This is a genomic window from Roseibium album, from assembly GCF_965233825.1.
Lineage (GTDB): Bacteria > Pseudomonadota > Alphaproteobacteria > Rhizobiales > Stappiaceae > Roseibium > Roseibium album.
Map to the genome: position 1 here is coordinate 5,285,879 of NZ_OZ247583.1, position 24,947 is coordinate 5,310,825.

Annotated in this window: 24 protein-coding genes; 12 read left to right on the forward strand and 12 right to left on the reverse strand. The window is 56.6% G+C overall.

Going from position 1 to position 24,947, the window contains the following annotated elements; translation table 11 throughout:
• Positions 1-183 precede the first annotated feature (183 nt).
• Positions 184-1,380 (reverse strand): hydantoinase/carbamoylase family amidase, encoded by a 1,197-nt coding sequence (locus ACO6TI_RS24285; protein WP_422383537.1) that lies wholly within the window; start codon positions 1,378-1,380, stop codon positions 184-186.
• 516 nt (positions 1,381-1,896) lie between these two features.
• Between ACO6TI_RS24285 and ACO6TI_RS24290 the strand changes: the two genes are divergently transcribed.
• Both ACO6TI_RS24290 and ACO6TI_RS24295 read left to right on the forward strand, forming a co-directional pair.
• Positions 1,897-2,844, forward strand: a complete 948-nt coding sequence (locus ACO6TI_RS24290) for an ornithine cyclodeaminase family protein (protein WP_422383538.1) — start codon at positions 1,897-1,899, stop codon at positions 2,842-2,844.
• 424 nt (positions 2,845-3,268) lie between these two features.
• A complete protein-coding gene (locus ACO6TI_RS24295) occupies positions 3,269-4,063 on the forward strand; it encodes a GNAT family N-acetyltransferase (protein WP_422383539.1) in 795 nt (264 codons plus the stop codon).
• Between the two features lie 571 nt (positions 4,064-4,634).
• Here the strand turns inward: ACO6TI_RS24295 and ACO6TI_RS24300 are convergent.
• Positions 4,635-5,525: a LysR family transcriptional regulator gene (locus ACO6TI_RS24300; RefSeq protein ID WP_055116313.1), complete on the reverse strand. Its 891-nt coding sequence runs from the start codon at positions 5,523-5,525 to the stop codon at positions 4,635-4,637.
• Between the two features lie 98 nt (positions 5,526-5,623).
• On the opposite strand from ACO6TI_RS24300, the gene ACO6TI_RS24305 reads away from it, so the two are divergent.
• The 5 genes from ACO6TI_RS24305 to ACO6TI_RS24325 all read left to right on the forward strand — a co-directional run bounded on the left by ACO6TI_RS24305 (position 5,624) and on the right by ACO6TI_RS24325 (position 8,695).
• Positions 5,624-5,914, forward strand: coding sequence for a putative quinol monooxygenase (locus tag ACO6TI_RS24305; protein WP_055116927.1), 291 nt, complete (start codon positions 5,624-5,626; stop codon positions 5,912-5,914).
• Positions 5,915-5,989: 75 nt separating this feature from the next.
• Positions 5,990-7,000, forward strand: a complete 1,011-nt coding sequence (locus tag ACO6TI_RS24310) for a zinc-binding alcohol dehydrogenase family protein (protein WP_196896976.1) — start codon at positions 5,990-5,992, stop codon at positions 6,998-7,000.
• Positions 7,001-7,070: 70 nt separating this feature from the next.
• The gene (locus ACO6TI_RS24315; protein ID WP_055116317.1) at positions 7,071-7,622 is read left to right on the forward strand and encodes a thioredoxin family protein; all 552 of its coding nucleotides are present in this window, start codon (positions 7,071-7,073) and stop codon (positions 7,620-7,622) included.
• A 12-nt stretch (positions 7,623-7,634) separates the two neighbouring features.
• Positions 7,635-8,015, forward strand: a complete 381-nt coding sequence (locus ACO6TI_RS24320; protein WP_029064532.1) for a VOC family protein — start codon at positions 7,635-7,637, stop codon at positions 8,013-8,015.
• A gap of 92 nt (positions 8,016-8,107) precedes the next feature.
• On the forward strand, positions 8,108-8,695 hold the full coding sequence (locus tag ACO6TI_RS24325) for a YceI family protein (protein WP_422383540.1): 588 nt from the start codon (positions 8,108-8,110) through the stop codon (positions 8,693-8,695).
• Between the two features lie 6 nt (positions 8,696-8,701).
• Here the strand turns inward: ACO6TI_RS24325 and ACO6TI_RS24330 are convergent, their stop codons facing one another.
• Both ACO6TI_RS24330 and ACO6TI_RS24335 read right to left on the reverse strand, forming a co-directional pair.
• Positions 8,702-9,703, reverse strand: a complete 1,002-nt coding sequence (locus tag ACO6TI_RS24330) for a hypothetical protein (protein WP_422383541.1) — start codon at positions 9,701-9,703, stop codon at positions 8,702-8,704.
• Between the two features lie 172 nt (positions 9,704-9,875).
• Positions 9,876-10,835 (reverse strand): EF-hand domain-containing protein, encoded by a 960-nt coding sequence (locus ACO6TI_RS24335; protein WP_196914999.1) that lies wholly within the window; start codon positions 10,833-10,835, stop codon positions 9,876-9,878.
• A 252-nt stretch (positions 10,836-11,087) separates the two neighbouring features.
• On the opposite strand from ACO6TI_RS24335, the gene ACO6TI_RS24340 reads away from it, so the two are divergent.
• Positions 11,088-11,816 carry a response regulator gene (locus ACO6TI_RS24340; protein ID WP_422383542.1) on the forward strand — a complete coding sequence of 243 codons (729 nt, stop codon included), beginning with the start codon at positions 11,088-11,090 and terminating at the stop codon, positions 11,814-11,816.
• Positions 11,813-13,258 carry an ATP-binding protein gene (locus ACO6TI_RS24345; RefSeq protein WP_422383543.1) on the forward strand — a complete coding sequence of 482 codons (1,446 nt, stop codon included), beginning with the start codon at positions 11,813-11,815 and terminating at the stop codon, positions 13,256-13,258. Before ACO6TI_RS24340 ends, ACO6TI_RS24345 begins: the two co-directional genes overlap by 4 nt.
• Before the next feature lie 6 nt (positions 13,259-13,264).
• On the opposite strand, the gene ACO6TI_RS24350 is transcribed toward ACO6TI_RS24345, so the two are convergent.
• On the reverse strand, positions 13,265-14,455 hold the full coding sequence (locus ACO6TI_RS24350) for an alpha/beta fold hydrolase (RefSeq protein ID WP_281928853.1): 1,191 nt from the start codon (positions 14,453-14,455) through the stop codon (positions 13,265-13,267).
• 168 nt (positions 14,456-14,623) lie between these two features.
• Between ACO6TI_RS24350 and ACO6TI_RS24355 the strand changes: the two genes are divergently transcribed.
• Positions 14,624-14,860, forward strand: a complete 237-nt coding sequence (locus ACO6TI_RS24355) for a hypothetical protein (RefSeq protein WP_196876856.1) — start codon at positions 14,624-14,626, stop codon at positions 14,858-14,860.
• A gap of 11 nt (positions 14,861-14,871) precedes the next feature.
• Here ACO6TI_RS24355 and ACO6TI_RS24360 read toward each other — a convergent pair whose 3' ends face one another.
• From ACO6TI_RS24360 to ACO6TI_RS24375, 4 genes are read right to left on the reverse strand one after another with little or no spacing between them, the layout of a single operon-like run.
• The gene (locus ACO6TI_RS24360; protein WP_082442421.1) at positions 14,872-15,279 is read right to left on the reverse strand and encodes a (R)-mandelonitrile lyase; all 408 of its coding nucleotides are present in this window, start codon (positions 15,277-15,279) and stop codon (positions 14,872-14,874) included.
• A 15-nt stretch (positions 15,280-15,294) separates the two neighbouring features.
• Complete coding sequence (locus tag ACO6TI_RS24365; protein ID WP_422383544.1) at positions 15,295-16,206, reverse strand: DMT family transporter; 912 nt, start codon at positions 16,204-16,206, stop codon at positions 15,295-15,297.
• 11 nt (positions 16,207-16,217) lie between these two features.
• Complete coding sequence (locus tag ACO6TI_RS24370) at positions 16,218-16,562, reverse strand: antibiotic biosynthesis monooxygenase family protein (RefSeq protein WP_029064523.1); 345 nt, start codon at positions 16,560-16,562, stop codon at positions 16,218-16,220.
• A complete protein-coding gene (locus ACO6TI_RS24375; RefSeq protein ID WP_104702375.1) occupies positions 16,559-16,891 on the reverse strand; it encodes an NIPSNAP family protein in 333 nt (110 codons plus the stop codon). Before ACO6TI_RS24375 ends, ACO6TI_RS24370 begins: the two co-directional genes overlap by 4 nt.
• Positions 16,892-16,970: 79 nt before the next feature.
• Between ACO6TI_RS24375 and ACO6TI_RS24380 the strand changes: the two genes are divergently transcribed.
• Both ACO6TI_RS24380 and ACO6TI_RS24385 read left to right on the forward strand, forming a co-directional pair.
• Entirely contained in the window at positions 16,971-17,666 is a 696-nt protein-coding gene (locus ACO6TI_RS24380; protein WP_108873890.1) for an ArsR/SmtB family transcription factor, read from the forward strand.
• 75 nt (positions 17,667-17,741) lie between these two features.
• The gene (locus ACO6TI_RS24385; protein ID WP_422383545.1) at positions 17,742-18,308 is read left to right on the forward strand and encodes an MAPEG family protein; all 567 of its coding nucleotides are present in this window, start codon (positions 17,742-17,744) and stop codon (positions 18,306-18,308) included.
• 472 nt (positions 18,309-18,780) lie between these two features.
• Here ACO6TI_RS24385 and metH read toward each other — a convergent pair whose 3' ends face one another.
• The 3 genes from metH to ACO6TI_RS24400 form a co-directional block, all read right to left on the reverse strand.
• Positions 18,781-22,509 (reverse strand): methionine synthase, encoded by a 3,729-nt coding sequence (gene metH, locus ACO6TI_RS24390; RefSeq protein WP_422383546.1) that lies wholly within the window; start codon positions 22,507-22,509, stop codon positions 18,781-18,783.
• Positions 22,510-22,799: 290 nt separating this feature from the next.
• Positions 22,800-23,711 (reverse strand): methylenetetrahydrofolate reductase [NAD(P)H], encoded by a 912-nt coding sequence (gene metF, locus ACO6TI_RS24395; RefSeq protein WP_422383547.1) that lies wholly within the window; start codon positions 23,709-23,711, stop codon positions 22,800-22,802.
• A gap of 1 nt (position 23,712) precedes the next feature.
• Positions 23,713-24,723 (reverse strand): metalloregulator ArsR/SmtB family transcription factor, encoded by a 1,011-nt coding sequence (locus tag ACO6TI_RS24400; RefSeq protein ID WP_196914989.1) that lies wholly within the window; start codon positions 24,721-24,723, stop codon positions 23,713-23,715.
• Between the last annotated feature and the right edge of the window lie 224 nt (positions 24,724-24,947).

The window sequence follows — 24,947 nt, forward strand, 5'->3', positions numbered from 1 at the left end:
AGTCAGATCGAGTGGCCGATTTGCCTGGCTACTCCGCCGGCTAGAGAAGCTCTTCCCGTTGGTTCTGCGGCAACAAGTTGATCTCGAAGAGCCAGGCCGGCCTCGGGAAGTCTATTGTCCGGCGGCAAGTTTATCGGAGAGCACAAGCGTTTGAGCAACGGTGGCTCTGGTTTGACAACTGTTTCAGTCTAGTCGGCTGACGGCGTCCGCCAGCACACGCAGGCCGGTTATCAAGTCGGCCTCGTGCGTGTCTTCGGCAAAATCGTGGCTGATCCCGTCTATCGACGGAACAAACAACATCGCTGACGGCATCAACCGCGCCATGTTTGAAGCGTCGTGCAAGGCGCCCGACGGCATCTCGCGCCATTTACCCGGGGCCTGTGCCTCGGCTGCGGCGCTCAAGGCCGCGCGCAAGTTGGCGTCCATTGGAACCGGCTGCAGCGCCTTGATCGGCACAATTTCAGCCTGCATTCCGTGGTCTCCGGCAATCTCGGCAACAAGATCGCGAACAAGAGACTCCATCCGGGCCAGCCGATCGTCATCGACATCGCGCCATTGCACGTCGAACACCACCTCACCAGGCACAATGGAGGGTGCATTGGGCCTAAGTTGTATCCGGCCAATCGTCCAGACTGTGCGCGGTGTTACAATGTTTCGAAGGCGGTCGTTTAACGCGGCATTGAATGCCGACAACGCCTGAAACGCATCTTTTCGCTGGTGCATCAGCGTGGTTCCAGCGTGGTTTTGCTGGCCTGTCAGCGTAATCTGCAGTTGTCGGGATCCGACAATACCTGTGACAACGCCAATTGCCTCGCCCGCGTCGTGCAGTGTGCTGCCCTGTTCAATATGTAGCTCGATGAAACCCGAAAACTGCTTATGTGGCACACTCACTCCCGCAAGATCCGCAATTGAAGACCGCGCGTCGCGGAAAGAGAGCCCGTTCATGTCCGTGAATTCGTCGGCCTCGGCAAGTGTGGTCTTGCCTGAATAAATGCTGGATCCGGTCAGCGCACCAAACCGCCCTTCTTCATCCTGGAAGTTCACGACTGACACCGGCGGACCACCCGCCTCTTTCGCAGCACGCGCGATCTCCAATGCGACGATGACACCCAATGCCCCATCGAGCCAGCCCCCTTCGGGTTGGGTATCGGTGTGAGACCCCAAAAGCACGGATGGAGCATCGGTCAGGCCGAAAACGTTGCCCGCAGGATCCACATGTGGGGTCAGGCCCGTTACCTCAAACTGTTGGATCAGCCACTTTCGGGCAGCCACATCTGGTTCAGAAAACGCCGGACGCACCACTCCCTTGCCCACGCCACTCGCGCCGAAGGAGCGGAGCGTGAGAAGATCTCTCAAAAACCTGTCTGGCAGAACGTTCATCTTGACCTTCCCAAACTGAAAACACCCAGAATTTGCATGACATGCAGCAATTGAAACTTCTCTTTTGATGCTGCAGCCGAATTGCTCACCTTTCAAGCTCAGGGATCCAAAAGCGCGTCAAACCGCCAGAGCGCGAAACGGGCCATGGCTCCCACGGTCTTGCGGACCGTAATCCACTCTTCCCAATACGTTTCGGTTTCGCGTGGCTGGCGCTGGTGTTTCGCCCCAGGGAACTTCCCAACGCGCCCCCATTCCGGTCATTCAGCGGCTGGGGCTCAAAACTCAAAAGCGGAATTTCATTGCGCCGTTCACAAAGGACTGAGATGCGGACTTTTCGGTCATTCGGTTTGGATAACCATTCCAAGTTAGCGGAGCAGTATTTCCTTGTCGTGCAGTGAAGCCAAGAATTTGTTACTTCAGTTTTATTGATACTGGGAACATCAATCGACAAGAAGAAGGTGCCCAAGATATCGTGCGCGGTCAGAATGCCAGATTGCAAAGCCGAGAGATGACAACATGACTTCCGAAAGCAAACCGGTTTATCTTTCCGACAAGGATTTGGAAGCTTTAGGCATCCAGCCTTCCGAAGTTACGGAAGCCATTGAATCTGCCCTGATCGCCAAGGCGAACGGAAAGCTTCATACGTCTCCCAAGACAGCCATCTTGCCTGGGGATGGACGGTATGCAATGTCAACTTTGGCAGTGGGAGATGATGGGTTCATTGTGACGAAACAGGTGACTGTGTGCCCTGAAAATCCGGCGAGAGGGCTCCCCGCGATTAACGGCGCAATCATGGTTATGGACGCGCAAACCGGCCTTCTCAGAGCTGTATTGGGGGCGAACTGGATAACCGCAATCAGAACGGCAGCACTGTCAATGGTGGCGGCGCGCAGACTTGCAGACCCTGGTGCCGAGACGGTCGCTTTTGTAGGCGCAGGCGTGCAAGCTCACTCCCATTTACTTGCATTTTCAGAGTTATTTCCCCTGAAAAGAATTCGCGTGTTTGGGCGTGGCAAAGCGAATACTGAAAAGCTCTGTGGTTGTGCTCGCGACATGGGCCTCCAAGCTGAAACAGCCGCCAATGCCAAGGATGTTTTGCGAGATGCCGATCTGGTGGTGACATCAATTACATTGGACTACTCGATTGAACCGTTCATAGATGCCCGATGGCTTAAGCCAACTGCCTTTGCTGCGATTACAGATGCCTGCATTCCGTGGTCCCCAAACAGCATGACCGCATTCGAAACTGTTATTGTTGATGACCGAACACAGGAAATTGAAAGTGACAAGCCGATGCTGCCATACGAGCAGATAACCGGCGATTTGACGGAACTTGTCTCAGGGGAAGTCGATGACCGTGCACACCAAAAACCGGCAGCCTTTGCTTTCAGAGGCATTTCACTGGGAGATTACGCAACAGCGGTTCTCGCGCTTCGTCGGGCTGTCGACATACGAAGATTGTGAAGATAGGAAAATAGACGCTGCTCCGCAGAAGTCGTTGACCGCATTGGGCTCAAGGCTGACCTTTACTGCAACTAAATCGGATAGCAGCATTGCGCCCCCATCCTGGACGTTCACAGTATCTAGCACCGATCTTCAAAGCTGCTGTTCGTTGCGCGAGGTGCGAAAGTAAAGAGGGGCGGGAAGTCTGAATTCGCGGCAAGTGCGAGCCAGCCGTGTCACGATGTTTGAAGCCGACATTCAGGCAAGCCTGAAATTGAGTTTCACATTGCACCGCCGCATGACCGCTTTGAGCCCATCTTGCCGTTTTTGACCTTGTGCCTGCAGATCATTTTTAATCGTCAGTGCTCGGAAAATTTGGCTCAAAGGCGACATTCAGATCTAACTGCATATAATGTTCTTCTATAGATTGATCCACGAGTGACTAATGGCGGGATTTTTCGGAACAGCGCAGCAGATGGCATTGCAAGCCGTCGCAGAAGATGCACATGAATGGACGATGAGCACGCCCGGGGCTTGTGACCCCGGACGGTTTTTGGGAACGGATAATCCGGACGCCTTTGGTTGGGACACGATAATCGAGATTGTGAAGCGTGATGGTGCTTTCGGATTTCGGCTGATCCAGGCAGCAGACACGGCCGAAATTTCCCGCAAGCTACAGGAAAATGAGTGCAGAATTGATTTTTGGGATGTCTTTGTGGCCAACCGCAAAGATGCGACAGTGGCCGCGTTAGAAGTTATCTCCTTGGGATTGCCGAAGGGGTATAGCTATCGTCCAGAACCACATCAAGCCGCAGATCAACAGATGTTGGAAGTTCAGGCGTTCATGGCAGAAAATGGGATTGCGCCATTTTCGGGAACAAAGTTAGCTGGCCTTGATGGCCCCGCTGTCACCATCGCGATTGAGGATGAAAGTAACAGTCTTGTGGCAGTGGCGCACGCATATTTCCCACACAACAAGTATAGCCGATACAATCGATGGGCATGGGGTGGTCTTGTTGCCGTATCTCCGTCACATCGAGGAATGGGGTTGGGAAAAATCGTAAACGCCAAGATGGTGTCTGAGTGTTTCTCCCGTTTCGATGCCGATTTTATTTATGAGCTCGTGGCCGCATCAAACATACCATCGCGCAAGATGATTGAAGCAAGTGGGTTGGCCCTTGATCCGATGGCCAAATGCGGTATCGCAATGAGCAGCGGCGAAGAACGTTTTACGAAGTGATGGCTGCTTGTTGCGCATTTTGACATTGCAGGTATTGTCGTCGCCTGAACCTCAGCCCTTGGCATACTAAGTCGCTAAGTCCCGCAGAGCGGACCTTCTGTGCACCTCAAGCTTAGCAGATGCAGCGAAAGTCGGCTTTTGCGGACCGCACCGCAGCGTCGAACGTAGCCAACGAATGTCGGCAATGGGCCGAAAGTGCCAGCATCAATTCGCCGTCGTAATGCCTGCTTTTCTAACCCGACAACCAAAAAAACCGACAGTCCCCTCGCGGCCCCGTTCCGGACATTCGTGCGTGTCGCAACAAACATCCGCTCCCCTGCCAGCTCGAAAATTGTGTATATCGCAAGTCTCGCCCCACTTGAGGGTGCTTTTCCGTATGGCTTGTGATCAATGTTTGAAGAATTAAATGGAATCAGGAACTGATGGGCGAGTTTTGCCTGTAGGAAGCGTAAACGAAATTGCATACGCAAATTGGTGAGGTCTCTTTCGAACAAAATGCCTTAGCAATTGGTCTTTCCATTGAGAAAGCAAATTGTTGGACGCTTCGCTGCAACCCTGAAAAAACGTACGGTCATGCGACATCACGGAACACCCTGGCCAGATGATCGGCAAAGGCACGGACCCTGCGGGGCTGTGCCCGGCCGGGTGGAAACAGGATCTGCAGAGGTGAACTCGGTGGTTCGAAGTCGGGCAGCAGCGCAATCAACCGCCCGTTCCGAATATCACCGGCGGAATCGAATTCCGACTTGAGCGCGAGACCGCGCCCCTCCAGTGCCCATTCGCGTACGAGGGCTCCGTCATTGGCGATCAGGTTGCCGGTTACGGTGACGATGTGTTTCACATCGCCCTGCCTGAATTCCCAGGTGTTGTCGATGTTCTGACCGAAACGCATCAGCAGGCAATTGTGATCCTTCAGATCCGCCGGTGTCTCGGGTTCTTTTTTGAGCTTCAGGTAGCCAGGTGAAGCGCACAGGATACGTTTGCGGGATGCCACATGCCTGACCCTGAGCGAGCTGTCGCTGATCGATCCGAAGCGAACCGCAAGATCAATGCCGAGCCCCACAATATCAACGTAACCATCCGACAGATGCAGGTCGATCGTGATGGAGGGATGCGCCATCTGAAACTCTGCAATCGCACCGGAGATGATGTTTCGTCCGATATCTTCGGGTGCGCTGATACGGATCAGTCCTGTCAGCGTCTTTGCACCGGTCCGGATCCTGCTGTCGAGTTCCTCAACATCACTCAGAACCGTGCGCGCACCATCAACAAGTGCCCGCCCCTCTTCCGTCAGGCTGATGGATCGCGTGGTTCGGTTGAGAAGAACAACGCCATAGTGGGCTTCAAGTGCCACCAGTCTTTCCGATACAGTCGTCGGCGCAAGGCCTGCCTCGCGCGCGGCTGCAGCCAGGCTGCCTTTTTCCACGATCAGCAGGAACAAGGAAATGTTGTCAAGGAGCATTATACGGAAATTCCGGATTATCACTCCGCATCTTGCCCGTTTATCCGAGACCGTCAAGCAATTAAATGAGCTTCAACACCACACAAGGAAACAGACCCATGACCCAACTCACCATCGTCGCCAACATCAAGGCCAATCCGGACAAGATCGAACTCGTCAGATCTGAGCTGCTGAAGCTGATCGAAGCGACCCGCGCGGAAAACGGCTGCATCAACTACGACCTACACCAGGACAATGAAAACCCGGCTCATTTCATGTTCTATGAAAACTGGGAAACACGGGACCTCTGGCAAACGCATATGAATGCGCCTCATCTTGCGGACTACATGACGGCGACCGAAGGCGCTGTTGCCGAGTTTTCGCTGAACGAAATGACCGTTATCGGCTGACGGTGATGCCGTTCCATCCCTTGCGCCCTTGCGATCCATCAGCCCTCCCAATTGAATCGATCTGAGAAAAAAACCATGAAAGCCGTTGCCCTGACTCACTATTTGCCGATTGACGATCCAAAATCGTTTCTGGATGTCGATCTGCCGAAACCCGTGCCGGAGGGACACGACCTGCTCGTTTCGGTGAAGGCTGTCTCCGTCAATCCGGTTGACACCAAGGTGCGTGCCCCCAAAGACACGATCGAGGAAACTCCGCGCGTGCTCGGGTGGGATGCCGCCGGCACCGTCGAGGCCGTTGGCTCCGGTGTCACGCTTTTCAAGCCGGGTGACGAAGTCTACTATGCAGGTGATATCACTCGCTCAGGATCAAACGCGCAATTCCAGCTGATCGACGAACGCATTGTCGGTCTCAAGCCACGCACCCTGAGTTTTGCAGAGGCAGCCGCTCTCCCGCTGACGACGCTGACAGCTTACGAATCCTTCTTTGACAGGCTGGGCATTGATCGGGACGGTGGCAACAGGGGCGAGAGCATTCTGATCATCGGCGCGGGGGGTGGTGTCGGCTCCATCGGAATTCAGCTGGCAAAGGCGGCCGGCCTCAGGATCATTGCAACCGCATCACGTCCCGAGACATCCGCCTGGGTTCGGGAACTTGGAGCGGACGAAGTGGTCAATCACCGGGAGGACATGGTCGCCCAGGTCCGCGCAATTGGTCATCAATATGTCGACCATATCGCCATCTTCAACGACATGCGGCACTGGGAAACAGCTGTCGAGCTGATCCGGCCGCAGGGCGCTATCGTCACCATCGACGACACCAACCTGCCCATGCCGATGGACAAGATGAAACTCAAGGCAGCAAGTCTCCACTGGGAGTTCATGTTCGCAAGGGCAATGTTCCAGACACCGGACATGATCGGGCAACACAAGCTGCTGACCTATGTCGCCCGCGAAATCGACGCAGGGCGGATTCGGACGACGGTCGATACCGTGCTCTCACCGATCAATGCGGAAAACATGCGCAAGGCACACGCCCTTATTGAAACCGGCACTGCAAAGGGCAAGATAGTAGTAGAAGGGTTCTGACACCTGGAGCAGCCGGGTAACCGGCTGCATTTTCCCGCGCGACAGTCTTCCACAACCTGAAGGTATACAAATGGCAGCTCTTCAACCGCCCGTCTGCGACTTCGACTGGCAGGCTCCGCATTTCAGCCTTCCCGGGACAGACGGCAACACCTACAGCCTCACCGATCTCGCCGGTGAGAAAAGCACGCTGGTCATGTTTATCTGCAACCACTGTCCCTTTGTGCTGGCCATACTCGACAAGATCATTCGCGATGCCCATGACATGAAGGCACACGGGATCGGTGTTGTCGCGATCTGTTCCAACGACCACGTTTCCCACCCTGCGGACAGTTTCGAAAACATGCAGCTGCTGGCGGAAAAACATGAATTCCCCTTCCCCTACCTGCATGATGCGGATCAAATTGTTGCCAGAAACTATGACGCGGTCTGTACACCGGATTTCTTCGGCTTCAACAAGGATCTGGGACTGCAGTATCGCGGCCGTCTTGACGCGACGCGGATGGGCACGTCTCCTTCAGACTTGCGCCGCGACCTCTTCGAGGCCATGAAACAGATCGCCGAAACCGGTCAGGGTCCTGATCATCAGGTCCCGTCAATCGGTTGCTCCATCAAGTGGAAATAGGAGATCAGCAAGATGCAGATCCACCAACTCAATCACGTCAACCTGCGCACGACCCGGCTTGAGACCATGATCTCCTGGTATCAGGATGTTCTCGGTCTCACTCTGGGGCCGCGACCGGATTTTCCCTTCCCCGGCGCCTGGCTATACGCAGGTGATACGGCATTCGTGCATTTGGTTGGTATCGACGGCGACCAGGGCACTGGCTCAGAAGTTGAACTCAAGCTCGAGCATTTCGCCTTTTCGGCCACCGGCGCAGAAGAATTCGAGAACCGATTGCGCGAACGCGGCGAAAAATACCAGAAGTCAGAATTGCCGCAAATCAACCTTGTCGCGGTCAACGTCTGGGATCCGGATGGCAATCACATTCACGTTGATTTTCGTATGGACGGGTAACTTCGCCTGAAATTGCCATTGCCGCGATGCTGTCATGCGCTAGCTTCATGACTGGTTCCCTATTGGTTGATATTCCAGTTTCGAGGCCAGACATGATCCGCATACCCATCCTGGCTGCCGCAATGGCAATCGCCGCCACACCCGCGCTTGCCGAGCCACATCGCTATGAGCTCGACCCGACCCACACCACGATCGCCTTTCTGGTGGATCACCTTGGCTATGCGGATACGCTTGGGGCGTTCCTCGAATTCGAGGGAGGTTTTACCTATGACATGGACACCAGGGAACTTTCCAACGTCGAGATCACGGTAAAGACCGCGAGCGTGGAAAGCTTCAATGAAGCCAGGGACAACCATGTGCGCAGCAAGGATTTTCTGGACGTTGAAGCCTTTCCGGTGATGACCTTCAGAGCCGACGGCGGTGCGCCTGCAAACGAGACGACCGGAACTGTTGAGGGCAATCTGACATTGCTTGGTCAAACACATCCGCTGACGCTCGACGTCACGCTCAACAAGGCTGAAAAATATCCCTTCGGGCACGGAAGGTTCACGCTCGGGATCAGCGCGCGCGGCACCGTTCAGCGCAGCGCCTACGGCATGGCCTATGCCGTCGACAACGGTTTTGTCGGCGACGCAGTCCAGCTGATCATCGAAACGGAGGCGATGCGGATCGAGGAGTGACCTGCCTCAGATCGCCTTGTCCATCAGCGGCTGAAGTGCCGGGTGGATGTTCGGGCTTTCCTCCCGGATGAATTTCAGAAGCGCTCTTTCGTTTTCGTGAAGCACGCCGTCACGGCCGATCCGCTCCGCCAGCCAGGAGGCCTCGTCTTCGGTCACGACTTCGTTTGCGGCGATTTCCGCCTCCATCGCAGCTCCCCTTGCCGCCAGTGGGTTGGGAGCATCAGCATAGGCTTCGCGAATACCGCTGACACCACCACTGATCATCTTTCTGAAGAACCCGCCGAGACCTCTTTCATAGCCTCCGGGTTGCCTCAACCAGTCCTCACGCGCGAGCGCGTCTTCCCGCGCAGGCGGCGTGAAGCCGGACATGGCCATCAGATGATTGGCAATCGCCTTGGAAAAGAGTTCCGACCAGGCAGGCGCGTTTTCCGCTTCGACCGTGGCATCGTTCAGGTCAAACAGGATTTCAGCTTCCGCCCTGGAGATGGCGATACCGCCGCACCCGGCTCCCGCATAAAGCACGCGGCGCAAGATCTCCACTTCGCCATCGGAAATGACACCCGGTTTCAGATCAGCCCCTGACCGCGTCGCACCTTTGCCCGAGATGACCGAGTCCGCAACGGCCTGCAGGGCAAACTTCTCCAGACTTTCCGGCGCTTCGCGGGCTTTTTCAAGAACATGCAGGACGGTATCCAGTTCAGTTCGGCTGCAGACATGGCCGTCCGCCGTGATCTGGCCGGTCAGCCAGGCCGCGTTGTCTTCCGAAACGTACCCTCGCGGCAGCGCCTGATGCACAAGAATGTCACCGATCGCCTCAGGAAAAAGCTCATACCAGGTGTCTGCATATGTCAGATCGGCATCGTTCAACCTGAAGAGGGCTGCTCCCTCCTCGAGTGAAACGGCCATGTCGCCGTAGATAAACCGGCGGAGCGTGATGACATCGGCTTCACTCACCTGCCCTTCCGCTATCCTTGCGGTGGCAAACGCATTCAAATCGGGCTTGGCCATGGTATCCCCCTGAAAATTCATGCCGAGAGTATCGCCAGAATTTCTTGAGATTCCCGTAACGTCACATGTTTCCGCAAACAAAAAAGGGAACCGCAAAGCGGCTCCCTTTAGTTTCCCGCACCCGGGGGCATGTTAGTGCGGGAAGATAAACCAGGCTGGCTGTTTCCTGCGCTCAGCCGCGGTGTTTCTTGCCTTTTTTGCCTTTCTTTCCGCCTTTGAAATCGGCTTTGGTGATGACACCATCCTTGTTCCGGTCGGCGCGTTTCATCAAATTGTCCAGACGCTTGTTGGCTTCTTCCTGGGTGATACCAAGGCTGCCATCGGCATCGGCACGCTGGAACATGTCGACTATCCGGCCATCATTGACGGCAAGCCACAGCGGACCGAAATCCTCAAGAGCGAAAGAACCGCTGCCGTTGGTGTCGGCCAGTGCAAACAGTTCCGCACGCCGTGTATCGAAGTCCTCTCGCGTCACGGAACCGCTACCGTCGGTGTCGAACAGACCCATGAACATCCGGGCGGGTCCGCCTCGGCCATGATGCTTGCCACCGTGCCCTCTGCGTTCGCCGCGCTCCGCACGTTGCTGGCGCTCACCATCATTCTCGGCGCCCTGGCCTCGCTGGCCGCGAACCCTTTCCACGGTACCGTTGCCATCACGGTCCAGCCGATTGAACATCCGGTTGGCAACAAGGTCGATTTCCGCCTGTGTCACGGTTCCGTCGCCGTCTGTATCCATGAATTGGAACGCGCGAACCATGCGGTCGCTGGAGCGTTCCATGAACTGGGCCTTGAATTCCTCGAGGCTGATTTCACCATTGCCGTCAGTGTCTGCAGCCGCAAATTCCTGACCGCGAATGTCCTCGATCTCGGCCTCGGTGATCACGCCATCCTTGTCGGTGTCAAAGCGTTCGAACAAACGCTCGGCGCGCTGCCCGTGACCGCCACGGCCGTGACCCCAGCCCCGACGCTCGCCTTTATGCGCCATCTGCTGGCCCTGGGCCTGTTGAATCTTTTGCCCCCCGTCCCCGCTCGCAGTTCCGCTTTGAGCGAAGGCGGGCAGGCCGGCAGTAAGCGCGGTTCCCGCGACGCTCGCAGCCAAAGCGGCAATTGCAATCTTCTTGAACGGTTTCATTCCAACAACTCCTTGGTTCGTTGATGAGCACAAGGTAGGTGGCAATTGTCGCAGGAATACCCTTCGAATGGGCCATAAGTGTCGCGATCTGTCCCGCTGGGCGCGGGCGACACACTTTGTTACAAGTTCAATTCGAAACATCGACCGCCTGTTATTATTTTCGCCTTAGAAACAAGAGCATTGCTGCCGTACCGGTTCCGATTGCGGAATTCAGCAAGGCAGCATAATGAGTCCGGAAAACGGGAGAAACATGTGAGCGACCCGAGCCCGCACATTCTGGTGGTGGACGATCACCGCGATATTCGAGAAACCCTCGCGCGCTATCTAATCAAGAACGGCCTGCGCGCAACGGCAGCTGAAAACGCCGCGCATGCGCGCAAGGCCCTGAAAGCGGCGTCGATCGATCTTGTCGTGCTCGATATCATGATGCCGGGCGAAGACGGGTTGTCGCTCTGCCGTCATCTCGTGGAAACCGGATCGATGCCGGTCATCCTTCTGACTGCCATGGCAGACGACACCGACAGGGTGATCGGCCTCGAGATCGGCGCCGACGACTACGTGACGAAACCGTTCAACCCGCGGGAACTGCTGGCCAGAATTCGCGCCGTGCTGCGCAGAACCGCACTCGTTCCCAAGGAACGCGATCCCATCGAACAGGAACGGCTGCAATTCGACGACTGGTCACTCAACGTGTCGCGCCGCGAACTGACGGACCCGGAGGGCAACGCCATTGCCCTTTCGAGCGGAGAGTACCAGTTGCTGTGCGCCTTCCTGAAACGTCCGAAAATGGTTCTGAACCGGGATCAGCTTCTCGACCTGACCACGGGAAGAACGCCCGCCGTCTTTGACAGGTCCATCGACAACCAGGTCTCGCGCCTGCGCCGCAAGATCGAGATCGATCCCAAGGACCCCAAGATGATCAAGACCGTGTGGGGCGGCGGTTACATGTTTACTGCCGATGTGAAAGACCGAATTGAATGACGGCTGTTGATCATATGCGCAGGATCTTCGGGTATTTGTGGCCAAGGTCACTTGCATCCCAGCTGATCGTTCTGCTGTTGGCCGCCATTTTCTTCGCCCAGGCCTTGAGCATCTGGATCTTTCACGACGAACGCCGCATCGCTCTCGTTGCGGCCGCGCGCGATAACCTGCTCGCACGCGCGGTATCCATTGCCGAGTTGCTCGAAGATACGTCGCTGCCGCTTCAGAGCCGTATCCTGGAGGCCAGCAGCAGCCGTTTCGCCGTCTTCTGGCTCGGAGAAACACCGCTTGCCCGCGACCCCGGACAATCCAGGTTCGAACAACGTCTTCAGGGGATCCTGTCAAAGCGGCTGCAGCACGACCAGACTGTTCACGTCAACATACATGCGGACGAAAAACGCGGCCCCAAGGTTCAGCGAACCAAGGACAACAATGGTGATGGCTCCTACAGCTGGCGCTATGTTCCGAAGAACGAGCGCCCACCTAACCTGCGCAAGATAATGAACAAGCCGGAGGACTTGTCGCTGTCCATCCGGATGACCGACGGACGCTGGCTGAATGTTGCGACAAGCTACCGCCCACCGCCGGGTGCCTACATTCCGCTGCTCGTCCAACTCGGGCTCACCGCGGTCCTGACCGTTCTTATCATCGGATTTGCCGTGCGAAGGGTCACGCGCCCATTGAAAACCCTGTCTGTGTCCGCGGAGAAGTTCGGCCGCGGCGAAGAACAGGAACCGCTGCAATTGAGCGGACCAAGGGAAGTTCAGGCGTTGACGTCTTCCTTCAACAACATGCAGGACCGCCTCACCCGGTTCGTGAAGGATCGCACGCGCATGCTCGCGGCGATCAGCCACGACCTGCGCACGCCGATCACGTCGCTCAGGATCAGGGCGGAATTCATCGACGATGAAGAAAACCGCGAAAAGATGATCGAAACGCTCGACGAGATGGCGACCATGACCGAGGCAACGCTCCGTTTCGCCAGGGATGAAGCACATGCGGAAGGGGCTGAAGAAACCGATCTGGGCGCAATGCTGGAAGGTCTTGCAGGTGACCAGAAGGATCTCGGACACGACTGCGGTTTGAACCTTGAAAAGGATGTCACACTCACCTGCCGTCCGATCGCACTCAAGCGCGCCTTGCGCAACCTGATTGAAAACGGCATCCGCTATGGCGGCGGTGTCTCGATTTTTGCGGCAACAACGAACGGAGAGGTCATCATTCGTGTGTCGGACAAGGGGCCCGGCATACCGGAAGACCGGCTCAAGGATGTCTTTGAACCTTTTGTCAGACTGGAAGAATCGCGCAACGAGGAAACCGGCGGCATCGGACTTGGCCTCGCCATAGCGCGTTCAATTATCCATGCCCACGGTGGAACGATTACGCTGAAGAACGGAACCGCATCCGGCCTGACCGCCGAAGTAAGATTGCCGACACGGTAATCGTGGCTATCTGCCCGGCTCCCTCGACAGAAACTCCAACTGCGCGTCGACGATTTGCCGCCACGCCGGATCCGAAGGCAGATAGACGTGGTTGTTGCTCTCGACCTGAAGAAACTCGGCGCCTGGAATCTCCGACGCCAGCCATCGTCCTTGTGTAACGGGATGAACTGCGTCGGCATTTGCGTGAATGATCAGTGTTGGCACCCTCACCTGCGGTAAACAGGCGGAAACGTCGAACTGATCGAATGCCGCCCTGATTGTTGCAGCGTTCTCCGCAGAGGTCGAGGCGAGCTGAATCTCGACCATGTTGTCCATTTCCTCTTTCGAGGCCCCCGGGCAGAAGACGGACGTGAAGGCCACCATGAAGGGGCTGTCCGGTTTCCCCCAGCCTGACCGGATCAGCGCCATCAGCGCATTGGCCTCGTCGTTTGCATATTGATGATCACGCCGTGCGCGGCCCTGTGCGAAACCGCCATAAAGAACAAGGCGGCTGACCCGCTCGGGATAGGCCGCCGCGAAAACGATAGAAATGGGCACGCCTTGCGATGAAGCAACCAGCGGAAAGGTCTCCAACCCCGCCGCGTCTACAACCGCCTTGAGATCGGCGACGTAGTCCTCGATCCTTGTACCCTTGAGCTCTGCCTCGGAAAGCCCTGTCCCTCGCTGGTCGTAACGGATGAGGCTGTAGCGGGAACTGAGTTCCTTCAGGTAAGGGCCCCACACCGGGCTCGACCAGTCCTTTTCCAGGTGTGTGAGAAAATGTCCGGCCCTCACCACGGGACTGCCATCACCTGATCGTGCGTAGGCGATCGAGGTTCCGTCCTCCGAACGGACGAAATGAATGGTTTGCATGCGTTTCGCCGTCCCGGCGGGCGACGTCTCGTTGCAATCAGTCTCTACCGGGGCGACCAGTTCAAGTCCCCGGCGCTGCACGGTCCGGATAACAGCCTGGGATTTGCCGTTGTCTCCGACAGCGGTCCTGGCGGCATTGATCCGGGCACTGATCGTTGCCTCCGACACGATCCTCCCATCCCAGACACGCTCGATGATCTTGTCTTTCGAAACGAGTTTGCCGGCATTTTCAACAAGCAGAGAAAGAAGCTCGAACACCTGCGGCTCAACCGGAACAGCCGTTCCAAACCGTTGAAGTTGATAGCTTTCCGTGTCCAGGACGCAATCTGCAAATTCGTAGCGCACGCGACCCCCAACGGCAATATTCAACGGGATCAGCGTACTTGAAGAGCACATTCAACGCAATTTGGCAGGTGGAAAATCAAGGAAAACACAAGCTGTTCTAAAGATTCCCTTCAAGCGGGAACCGTCATGGGCGTCCATTCTGCTTGCATCAGTTCAAGGGGAAAGATCATGACCGGACACTCAACTGACTACCGCACGCTGAACGATGGATCGATTGACCTTGCGTTCTATGACAAACGGGCAAGAGCCATTCGAAGCAACGATGCTTACAACATACTTGGGTTGCTTTTCAGCATCCTCCGGTCCTCAAGTTCCTCTCTGTTTTCGAAATCAGGAAACACATTCAGGAATGCGAAACGGACCGCGCAGGGCACGGAAGACCCAGTTTCACTTGCCGTTTCCTGATTTCCCGATTTTCAGGTCTTTGCATAGGTCGCCTCGTCGACCGCTTCGAGCCAGTCGGCAACGGCCCCATCGCTTTCCTCCTGGATCGCGAGATGTACCAGGGAGGTCTGCGGACCGGCACCGTGCCAGTGTTTCATTCCGGGTGGAATCCAGACAACGTCACCGGGCAGGATCGGCAGCTTGTCCTGCCCCCAAAGCTGCACGAAACCAGCGCCATCAAGCACATGAAGGGTTTGTCCCAGCGGATGCGTATGCCAGTGGGTCCGGGCAGCCGGTTCGAAAAACACTCTCAAGGCCCTCACCCGTGCGGGCGCGGGGGCTTCGATCACCGGTTCCTGCCAGACAATTCCGGTGAAATAATCCGGGTTGGCGCGTTTGCTCGGCCTGGAACCGGCCTTGTAAACGGTCAGAAAGCTCATAAGATCCCTCGCCAGTTACTTGACAGCAGTCGTCGATTTCACCGAGCTGCTGCTCTTTGGCCAGTTGATCAGAATGACCCCCAGAATGGCAAGGCAAATTCCGGAGATGGTTTCCAAATCCAGTCTTTCGGACAAAAACATCACGCCCAGGAAAACCCCGACACCTGCGCGCAAGTACGCCTGGCTTGCGGTGCCCATGGCTCCAAGTGTCGAGAGCAAACGGAAATAGATCAGGAAAGCCAGCGCCGTGCAGGCCAGGCCGAGAACGATCGTAGAAGTCCATCCGACAGCATTCGGTGACAGGGTCCAGGGTTCCTCGGTCAGAAGGCTCAGGGGCACAAGCACCAATGAGGAGCAGACAAGGGTGCCGGTCGCAGGCACGATCGGTGGCAAACCCTTGAAAAGTTGCCCTCGAAGGGCCGCCATGCCGTAAAGCGCGGCACTGAAAAAGACAGCGAGTTGCGGAACGAGGTTCTGGCCGAGACTGTCCAGTGCCCCTACACCGATAATCAGCACAACTCCGGTGAAGCCGAGCAGCGCGCCGGTCAATTGACGGCCTCCCGGAAACTGGCCACGTCGCAGCACAAGATAGGATAGTGCAAAGACCCAAAGCGGTGATGTGGAATTGAGGACGCTTGAAACCGCCGTTCCGGCATATTGCTGTCCCCAGGCCAGAAGCAGCCACGGACCGGTGCTGTTTAAAAGCGACTGGGTGAAGAAGAGCCACCAGCTTCGCCGGTCCATCGGCAGACCCATGCCCTGAAACGTCATGATCAGCAAGAGCACGGCCGAAGCCAGCACCACGCGTATGGCCATCAGGGTTGCAGGCGGAAACGTCTCAAGTGCAAGACCGATCCACATGTAGGACGAGCCCCACAACAGGGCGAGACACCCCAGCAGTGCGTATTCGAAAGACCGGTTCTGCATGATCCGAAGCGTCAGCCGTGCACTGCAAGACTGTCAGAAGGCGCAGCTTCGCGGTCATCCATGCCGTAGTCCCGAAGAACATGCGCGACACGCAACCTGTAGTCCTTGAAATAGCTGGTTCGGCCGATTTGCTGCGCTTTTCTGTGTGCGGTCAGCCTGCGCCATTCATTCAGGGCTTCTTCGTCGCGGAAAAACGAGACGGAGAGCAGTTTTTCAGGGTCGCTCAGGCTCTGGAAACGTTCAACGGAGACAAAGCCATCGATCTCTTCAAGAAGCGGGCGTATCTCTGCCGCCGTATCAAGATAGTTCTGCTTTTTGTCCGCATGCGGAATGACTTCGAAAATCACTGCAATCAATTTCCACTCTCCCCTTCGCCATGCGGCGCGGAGGCCAGTGTCAGAAACGTGCGGTCCTCCCGCAAGATGAATTTTTCTCTCATGGCGAATTCATAGTTCATTTGTCCGAGAGGATCGGCGGCAAGTCGCGCGCGATAGGCTTCATAGGCGGCCAGATTTTCAATGGAATAAACGCCATAGGCACGTGTGGTTGATCCCTCGTGTGGCGCAAAGTAGCCGATCAGGTTTGCGCCACAGCGAGGAATCGCCTGCCCCCAGTTTCGGGCATATTCCTCAAAGGCAGCCCTTTTTGTGGGGTCGATGTGATAGCGGATAAAACATGTGATCATCATCCGGTCCTTTTCAGTTGGTCCTGAAGACGGTTTATGCCATGGTCTGCGGTGAGAATGCTTCGATGAGGATCGAACCATGAAAGACGGACCAGACATTGCTCGCATCGGCGCCCTGATCGGAGATCCGGCCCGCGCCAACATCTTGAGTGCCCTCATGAGCGGCAAGGCACTGACGGCAACGGAATTGGCGGCCGAGGCCGGCATCACCGGCCAGACGGCCAGTTCGCACCTGAAAAAACTGCAGGAAGGCGGGCTGCTTGTTCAGGCCAAGCAGGGCCGTCACCGCTATTTCACGCTTTCAGGTCCCGATGTCGGCACGACGCTCGAAGCCCTCATGGGACTTGCGGCCCGCAAGGGGCATTTGCGCACGCGCACCGGGCCTCGCGATCCGGCCATGCGAACGTCCCGCGTCTGTTATGATCACCTTGCCGGCGACATGGCGGTCAGGATCTTCGACAGTTTGCAGTCACGCGATTTTTTGAAAATCACACAGGACAAGGGAGGTTTGGGTCTTACAGCCAGCGGCGAAGATTTTGTCACCGGTTTCGGTGTCGATCTCGCGGGTCTCAGGTTGTCGCGCCGCCCGATCTGCCGGGCCTGCCTTGACTGGAGCGAACGGCGTAACCACCTAGCAGGATCACTCGGAGCAGCGCTCCTGGTCCGGTTCCAGGAAGAAGGCTGGCTTCGGCGCGAAAAAGACAGCCGTGTGGTCCACATTTCTTCACACGGCCACGAAAACCTAAACAGGCTTTTTCCTTCAAGCCTGGACTAGAATCCATCCGGCTCCACGAACTACACGGGACCGGTTTCAGTCAATTCTGTAACTCACTTGGGATTCAATTCTAACGTGCCTCACCAGGTCGACAACAAGAAACGGGTTGCCCTCGTCATCAAAGCCTATCCGGTTGCGCTCATTTTGATCAGCCTCGCGCTGAATCTGGCGGTCTTCGGGATCACCACCACGTCGATTGCCTTGCCTTCGCACGAAATCCTCGTTTCACTTGTCATTGCAGGACTGATGCTTGTCTTGAACCACACCTGGTTGATGACAAGCACCGAGTTGACGAGGCTTAAGTTCAACATTCGCGCAACGCCTGAAGAATGGAAAACCAGCGGCTTCACCAGGGAAGATGTCACGCAAGACGGGTTCGCCGAATTGGAACGGCATCACAATGCCCACAGAAATGCAACGGAGAACACCACGTTGTTTGTCCTGTTGGCTTTCGTATTTTCGCTGGTGTCTCCATCTGCCATGGCGGCAGGCTTCTGGCTGATCGGATTTGCACTTGGACGGCTTGGCCACACATTCAGCTTTTTGACAGGCAGGAGCGGTGCGCGCGGATTGTTCATGAGCCTCAGCCTGCTTTCCCTGTATGGGATGGCAGGGTACCTGGTGATCAGTTTGCTGATTTAGGGAGTTAATGCAGAAAGAAGTGTCGTTGGTCTGGTTTGAAACCGGGAGCGACAAATCATCAGAAAATTTCTCTGCTTGGTTAGGAACCTGATACAGAGCAACCAGATTTCGGGAGACGCCAAACGTCTCCCGAAACCTTGGGATTGCTTCCCGCCAGGATCGAAGCAGCCTAGCTGGCAACTCTGCGAAGCGGCCGCGGTTAGCTGTCTGGCGGTGCTGAACCAGAAGAACTCTGGTCGTGTGCACAGTCTTTTTCTGTCATTTGTGGTCCGCGAATCGAAATCCCCGTCCACCTGATGAGTCTCATTCTAGCGCACTGCGTGCACTTTACAAGAACGCACCTTGTCATTGATCGAGGAAACACCTGTTTGAACTCCCAGACCGTTCTGTTTGCTCACAAAAAACAAGAAAGCCTCCCGTGGTCTTTCCCCGGGAGGCTTCTCATCGACAGGTAATATCAAGGCGGGCAGGACTACTCTGCAGCTTCCATGCGCGCCGGATCGTAGTTCAGTATCGGCGCCAACCAGCGTTCTGCCAGGCCGAGATCCCAGCCCTTTCGTGCAGCATAGTCTTCGACCTGGTCTCTTTCGATCTTGCCGACGCCAAAATAGTGGCTGTCCGCGTGGGCAAGATAAAGTCCGGAAACCGACGACCCTGGAAGCATCGCACGGCTTTCCGTCAGCTGGATTCCGGTGAGCCTTTCCGCATCCAGAAGACGGAACAGGGTATCCTTTTCGGTGTGGTCCGGCTGGGCCGGATATCCAGCCGCCGGACGAATGCCCTGATAATTCTCGGCAATGATTTCCTCGGCCGAAAGAGTTTCATCTGTGGCGTAACCCCACACGTCCTTGCGAACGATCTGGTGCAGTTTTTCCGCAAAGGCTTCCGCGAGCCGGTCCGCGAGCGCCTGGGACAGGATCTTGTTGTAGTCGTCGCTTTCGCGGGCATACCGGGCCGCGAGCTCGTCTTCGCCGTGACCTGCCGTTACCGCGAACCCGCCGAGCCAGTCATCAACACCGCTCTCCTGAGGCGCTACAAAATCGCTGAGTGCAACATTGGCCCGCCCGCCCGCGTTGCGGGACATTTGCTGCCGCAACGTATGGAACGTGGCCAGTTCTGCAGACCTGCTTTCATCGGTAAAAAGGCGTATGTCGTCCCCGACCGCGTTGGCCGGCCAGATACTGGCAACACCGCGTGCCGTCAAAAGCTTCTTTTCAACGATCTCATCCAGCATCCGGCGGGCATCGTCGTAAAGCGCCTTGGCTGCCGGTCCGTATCGGTTGTCCGTGAGGACGCCCGGATACCGCCCCTTGATCTCCCAGGTCGCAAAGAACGGCGTCCAGTCAATCACCGGCACGAGCTCTTCCAGCGGAAAGTCGTCAAACACGGTACGTCCGGGCTTTCTGGGCGCAATCGGTGGCTTGCCTTCAAAGTCGCACTTGAAGGCATTTTTCCGGGCCGTCACGATAGAAGCGCGCTTCTGCGTCCCCCGGCTGGCTGCATGTTTTTCGGCAACGTCGGCATACTCCGTGCGTACATTGGCAAAATAAGGTTCGCGCGCGCCTTCGCTCATCAGTTTGGTCGCAACGCCGACGGCCCGCCCGGCATCGGTTACGTAGATCGCCTGTCCGCGCGCGTAGTTCGGGTGAATCTTCACGGCGGTGTGGATTTTCGATGTCGTTGCACCGCCAATCAACAGCGGCAGTTCCATGTTTTCACGCTCCAGCTCGGCCGCGACATGGCACATTTCATCGAGCGAAGGAGTGATCAGGCCGCTCAAGCCGATCATGTCCACCTTTTCCTCTTTTGCCGTTTCCAGGATTTTTGCTGCCGGTACCATCACGCCGAGATCGATGACCTCGAAATTGTTGCACTGGAGCACGACGCCGACGATGTTCTTGCCGATGTCATGTACATCACCTTTCACGGTCGCCATCAGGATCTTGCCTGCAGACGAATGTCCGGTCAGACCAAGTTCCGCCTTCTCCTTTTCCATGAAAGGCATCAGATACGCGACGGCCTTTTTCATCACGCGCGCGGACTTCACCACCTGTGGCAGGAACATCTGGCCGGAGCCGAACAGGTCGCCGACCACGTTCATTCCATCCATCAGCGGACCTTCGATCACATGCAATGGACGATCGAATGCCTGGCGGGCTTCCTCCGTGTCCTCGACAACGTAGTCATCAATGCCATGAACAAGAGCGTGCTCCAGGCGCTTGGCAACACCCCAGGTGCGCCAAGTGAGATCGGCTTCCCTTTTCTTGCCGCCTTCGCCTTTCCAGCGTTCGGCCGCATCAAGCATCCTGTCCGTCGCATCGTCACGGCGGTTCAGCACGACGTCTTCGCAATGGTCGCGAAGATCGGCACTGAGGTCATTGTAGACTGCAAGCTGGCCTGCGTTGACGATTGCCATATCCATGCCACGCTGAATGGCGTGGTACAGGAATACGGAGTGCATTGCTTCGCGCACCGCCTCATTGCCGCGAAATGAGAACGACAGGTTCGATACACCGCCCGAAACATGGGCATGGGGCAGATTTTCGCGTATCCAGCCGGTCGCCTCGATGAAATCGACACCGTAGTTGTTGTGCTCCTCGATCCCTGTTGCAACGGCGAAAATATTGGGATCGAAGATAATGTCTTCCGGTGGGAACCCGACGACATCGGTCAAAAGTTCATAAGAACGGGCACAGATTTCGGTCTTTCTTTCGAAGGTATCCGCCTGCCCCTTCTCGTCAAAAGCCATGACGACAACGGCGGCGCCATACCGGCGGATCAAACGGGCCTGTTCGATGAACGCGTCTTCGCCCTCTTTCATGGAGATCGAATTGACGACACCCTTGCCCTGGATGCATTTCAGCCCTGCTTCGATGACGCTCCACTTGGAACTGTCGATCATGACCGGCACCCGAGCAATATCCGGCTCGGCGGCAACAAGGTTGAGAAACGTGACCATGGCATCTTCTGAATCCAGAAGCCCCTCATCCATATTCACATCGATGATCTGGGCGCCATTTTCGACCTGTTGCCGGGCCACATCGAGTGCCGTCGCATAATCGCCTTCCTTGATGAGGCGCCGGAAACGGGCCGAACCCGTGACGTTGGTCCGTTCACCGATATTGACGAAATTGGTTTCCTTGGTCAGCACAAACGGTTCGAGGCCGGACAAGCGCATATGCCGTGCGACTTCCGGAATCGGACGCGGTGTCTTGTCGGCAACGGCATCGGCAATTGCCCTGACATGGGCCGGCGTCGTGCCGCAACACCCGCCAACAACGTTGACGAGGCCAGCTGACGCGAATTCCTCAAGCAACCCGGCCATATGTTCGGGACTCTCGTCATACTCGCCGAATTCGTTCGGCAATCCCGCATTCGGGTAGGCACAGACAAGCGTATCGGCAACCCGGCCGAGCTCGTCGACATGGGCGCGCATTTCCTTCGCTCCAAGAGCGCAGTTGAGACCGACGGTGAACGGCTCCGCATGGCGGACCGAGTTCCAGAAGGCTTCCGGCGTTTGCCCGGAGAGCGTGCGGCCGGACAGATCGGTTATCGTGCCTGAGATCATCACCGGCAGGATCCTGCCGATTTCCTCAAAAACCTCGTCGATGGCAAACAGGGCGGCTTTGGCGTTGAGCGTGTCGAAAATGGTCTCGACCAGAAGAATATCCGCGCCTCCGGCGATCAGGCCACGCGCTGCCTCCGCATAGGAAATCCTGAGATCGTCGAAGGAAACAGCCCGATATCCGGGATCATTGACATCCGGCGAGATCGATGCCGTCCGATTGGTCGGCCCCAGCGCTCCAGCAACAAAACGGGGACGCGCAGGGTCCTTCTTCGTGACGATATCGCAGGCTTCGCGCGCAAGTCTGGCGCTCTCCAGGTTAAGTTCGTAGGCAAGTTCCTCCATGCCGTAATCGGCCTGGGCAATCGTCGTGGAGGAGAACGTGTTGGTTTCGATGATGTCCGCCCCGGCCTCCAGATAGTCGACATGGATCTTCCGGATCGCATCGGGCTGGGTCAGGCTCAAAAGGTCGTTATTGCCTTTGACGTCACTCGGCCAGTCGGCAAAGCGTTGGCCGCGATAACCGGCCTCGTCCAGTTTCAGGTCCTGGATTTCGGTTCCCATTGCACCGTCAAGCACGAGGATACGGGTCTTGGCGAGGTCGCGAAGTCGCACTAGGGCGTCGGACTTGATCACGGGTATTTCCTTCCGGACAGTCGAGTTGATTTTGGATCGGCACTCAACGTGAAAGTGCCTCTTGAATTGCCGGGCGAGCTGTCCCTTCCTGTTTCAGGAACAGCTTTTCTTGCAGTATTCGGTTTGACCGAGTGCCCTACGCGGGCCCCTTCCCCACAAGCAGAAGGGAGATTTTCACGGCCTTGGCCAGTTGCCCCCGGTTCCCGTGCAACGCCTGTCTGTCAGAGTTGCCGTGTTCGGAAGCCGAGCCCCTTGTTGTCGAGGGTCAGGTTGAGGGTCTTTCTGGATCGTCAGGCTGCCATGTTCTCCGGTGCCTGCTGTCCCATGCCGAGCATGTGGCAGATCGCGTAGGTCAGATCAGCCCTGTTCATGGTGTAGAAATGGAAGTCGTTGATACCTCGGTCGACCAGATCCATGACCTGTTCACAGGCAATCGCCACGCCAACGAGTTTCCGTGTTTCCGGGTCGTTGTGAAGGCCGGCAAACCTGCGGGCGAGCCATGACGGAATGCTGGTTCCGCATTTGGCCGAGAACACCATGGTCTGTTCGAAATTGTGGATCGGCAGAATGCCGGGAATCACCGGGACGTTGATCCCGGCCGCTGCGATCCGATCCAGATAATCATCGAACATGTCATTGTCGAAGAAATACTGGGTAATGATCCGGTCCGCACCCGCATCAACCTTGCGTTTCAAGTTGTCTATTTCACTCTGCCAGCTGCCGCTTTCAGGGTGTTTTTCAGGATATCCGGAAACGGAAATATCGAAATCGGCAATTTTCTTGATCCCGGCCACAAGATCGGAAGCATAGGCATAGCCATCCTCCCGTGGCACATAGCGACTGCCGATGCCTTCCAGCGGATCCCCGCGCAGTGCAACCAGATTGCGCACACCCAGTTTCCAGTAGTCTTCGATGATGGCATCGACTTCTTTGCGAGACGCGCCGACGCAGGTGAGATGGGCAGCAGGGCTGAGGTCAGTTTCCCCCAGGATGCGCTCGACTGTCTTGTGGGTCCGCTCCCGCGTCGAACCACCTGCGCCGTAGGTTACGGAAACAAAGGACGGGCTGAGCGCTTCCAGCCGCTTGACCGTGCCCCAGAGCGTTTCAGCCATCTTGTCGGACTTCGGAGGAAAGAACTCAAAGGACGCCGTAATTGGCGATAGAGCGGCCTGGTGTGAGCGGCGGTTGGAAAATTCAGACATGTCAGGCGACCTCTCGGGACGTGTCGCGCGCGGGCCAATCGGTGACGATGCGTCGATCCCGGGCAAGCCAAAGCGTAACGGTTAGGTTGTTTTCTGTGTCGTCTCCCGGAACCAGGTCGGTGACCTGTTCCAGATCGAGTTCAAGAGCCTCCAGCCAGCGCTCCATCTGGTCATGGGCAAAGCCGAGCCGGCGGTGGGCATGGTTGTCGCGCAGAAACTCCAGTTCATGCGGTGCGAAGTCGATGATCATGAGGCGGCCGCCGGGCCGCAGGGCACGTGCAGCTTCGGCAAGTGCCCGCGCCGGTTCATCGAGAAAGTGCAGAACCTGATGGATCGCGACAACGTCGAAAGACCGCGGTGGTACATTCAGGGCATAGACGTCACCATGGCGTACCTGTGCGTTGCCAAGTTTTGATTTTGCCAGATTTGCGCGGGCCACCGCCAGCATGTCGTGCGACGCATCAATGCCAAGTGCCGAGGAATACTGCTCCGAAAAGACTTCCAGCAGCCGGCCAGTACCCGTTCCCAGATCCAGAAACGACTGGAACGGCTTATCCCCAAGCGCCGATTGCATGGCTGTTTCCACGTCATCTTCCGAAACGTGCAGGGAACGTTCCCTGTCCCAGGTGAGCGCACGTGCGGCGAAGTAGGAAGCAGCCTCCTCCGCCTTGGCCTTTCGAATGGCCCGGAAACGTTCCTGATCAGCAGCAAGAACGGGATCTTCCCTGGAAATACGTTCAACCAGTCCCCTCGCCAGTTCACCTTCAGGGCCATCAGCCAGGCGATAGTACACCCACGACCCTTCAGGAAATCGCTGTATCAGATCCGCTTCGGCAAGAAGTTTCAAATGGCGTGAGATGCGCGGCTGGCTCTGTCCGAGGATCGCTGTCGCATCTTTCACGGTCAGCTCGCTTTCGGCCAGCAATGCGATAAGACGCAAACGTGTGGCTTCGCCGACGGCCCTGAGGGCGGCAAGCGTGTCTTCCACGGAAAGCGTTGGTTCGTCGGTCATGCGTAGTAGCTTATGCCTTGTCAGCATCAATGTCGATATAAAGATATCTTTATATGAACTTGAAAGCAGATGCAAGCTGCAGAAACAAATACGACGCGAATTGGTGACATTACGGCACCCGATGACGTCCGCGACGTCTCTCAACCCTTTGACTTAAGTCCGTGATGCGGTCAATCATGGCTTTTAAATGCGCTTGAAACCGGCAACGCCACAAGGCTGCAGGC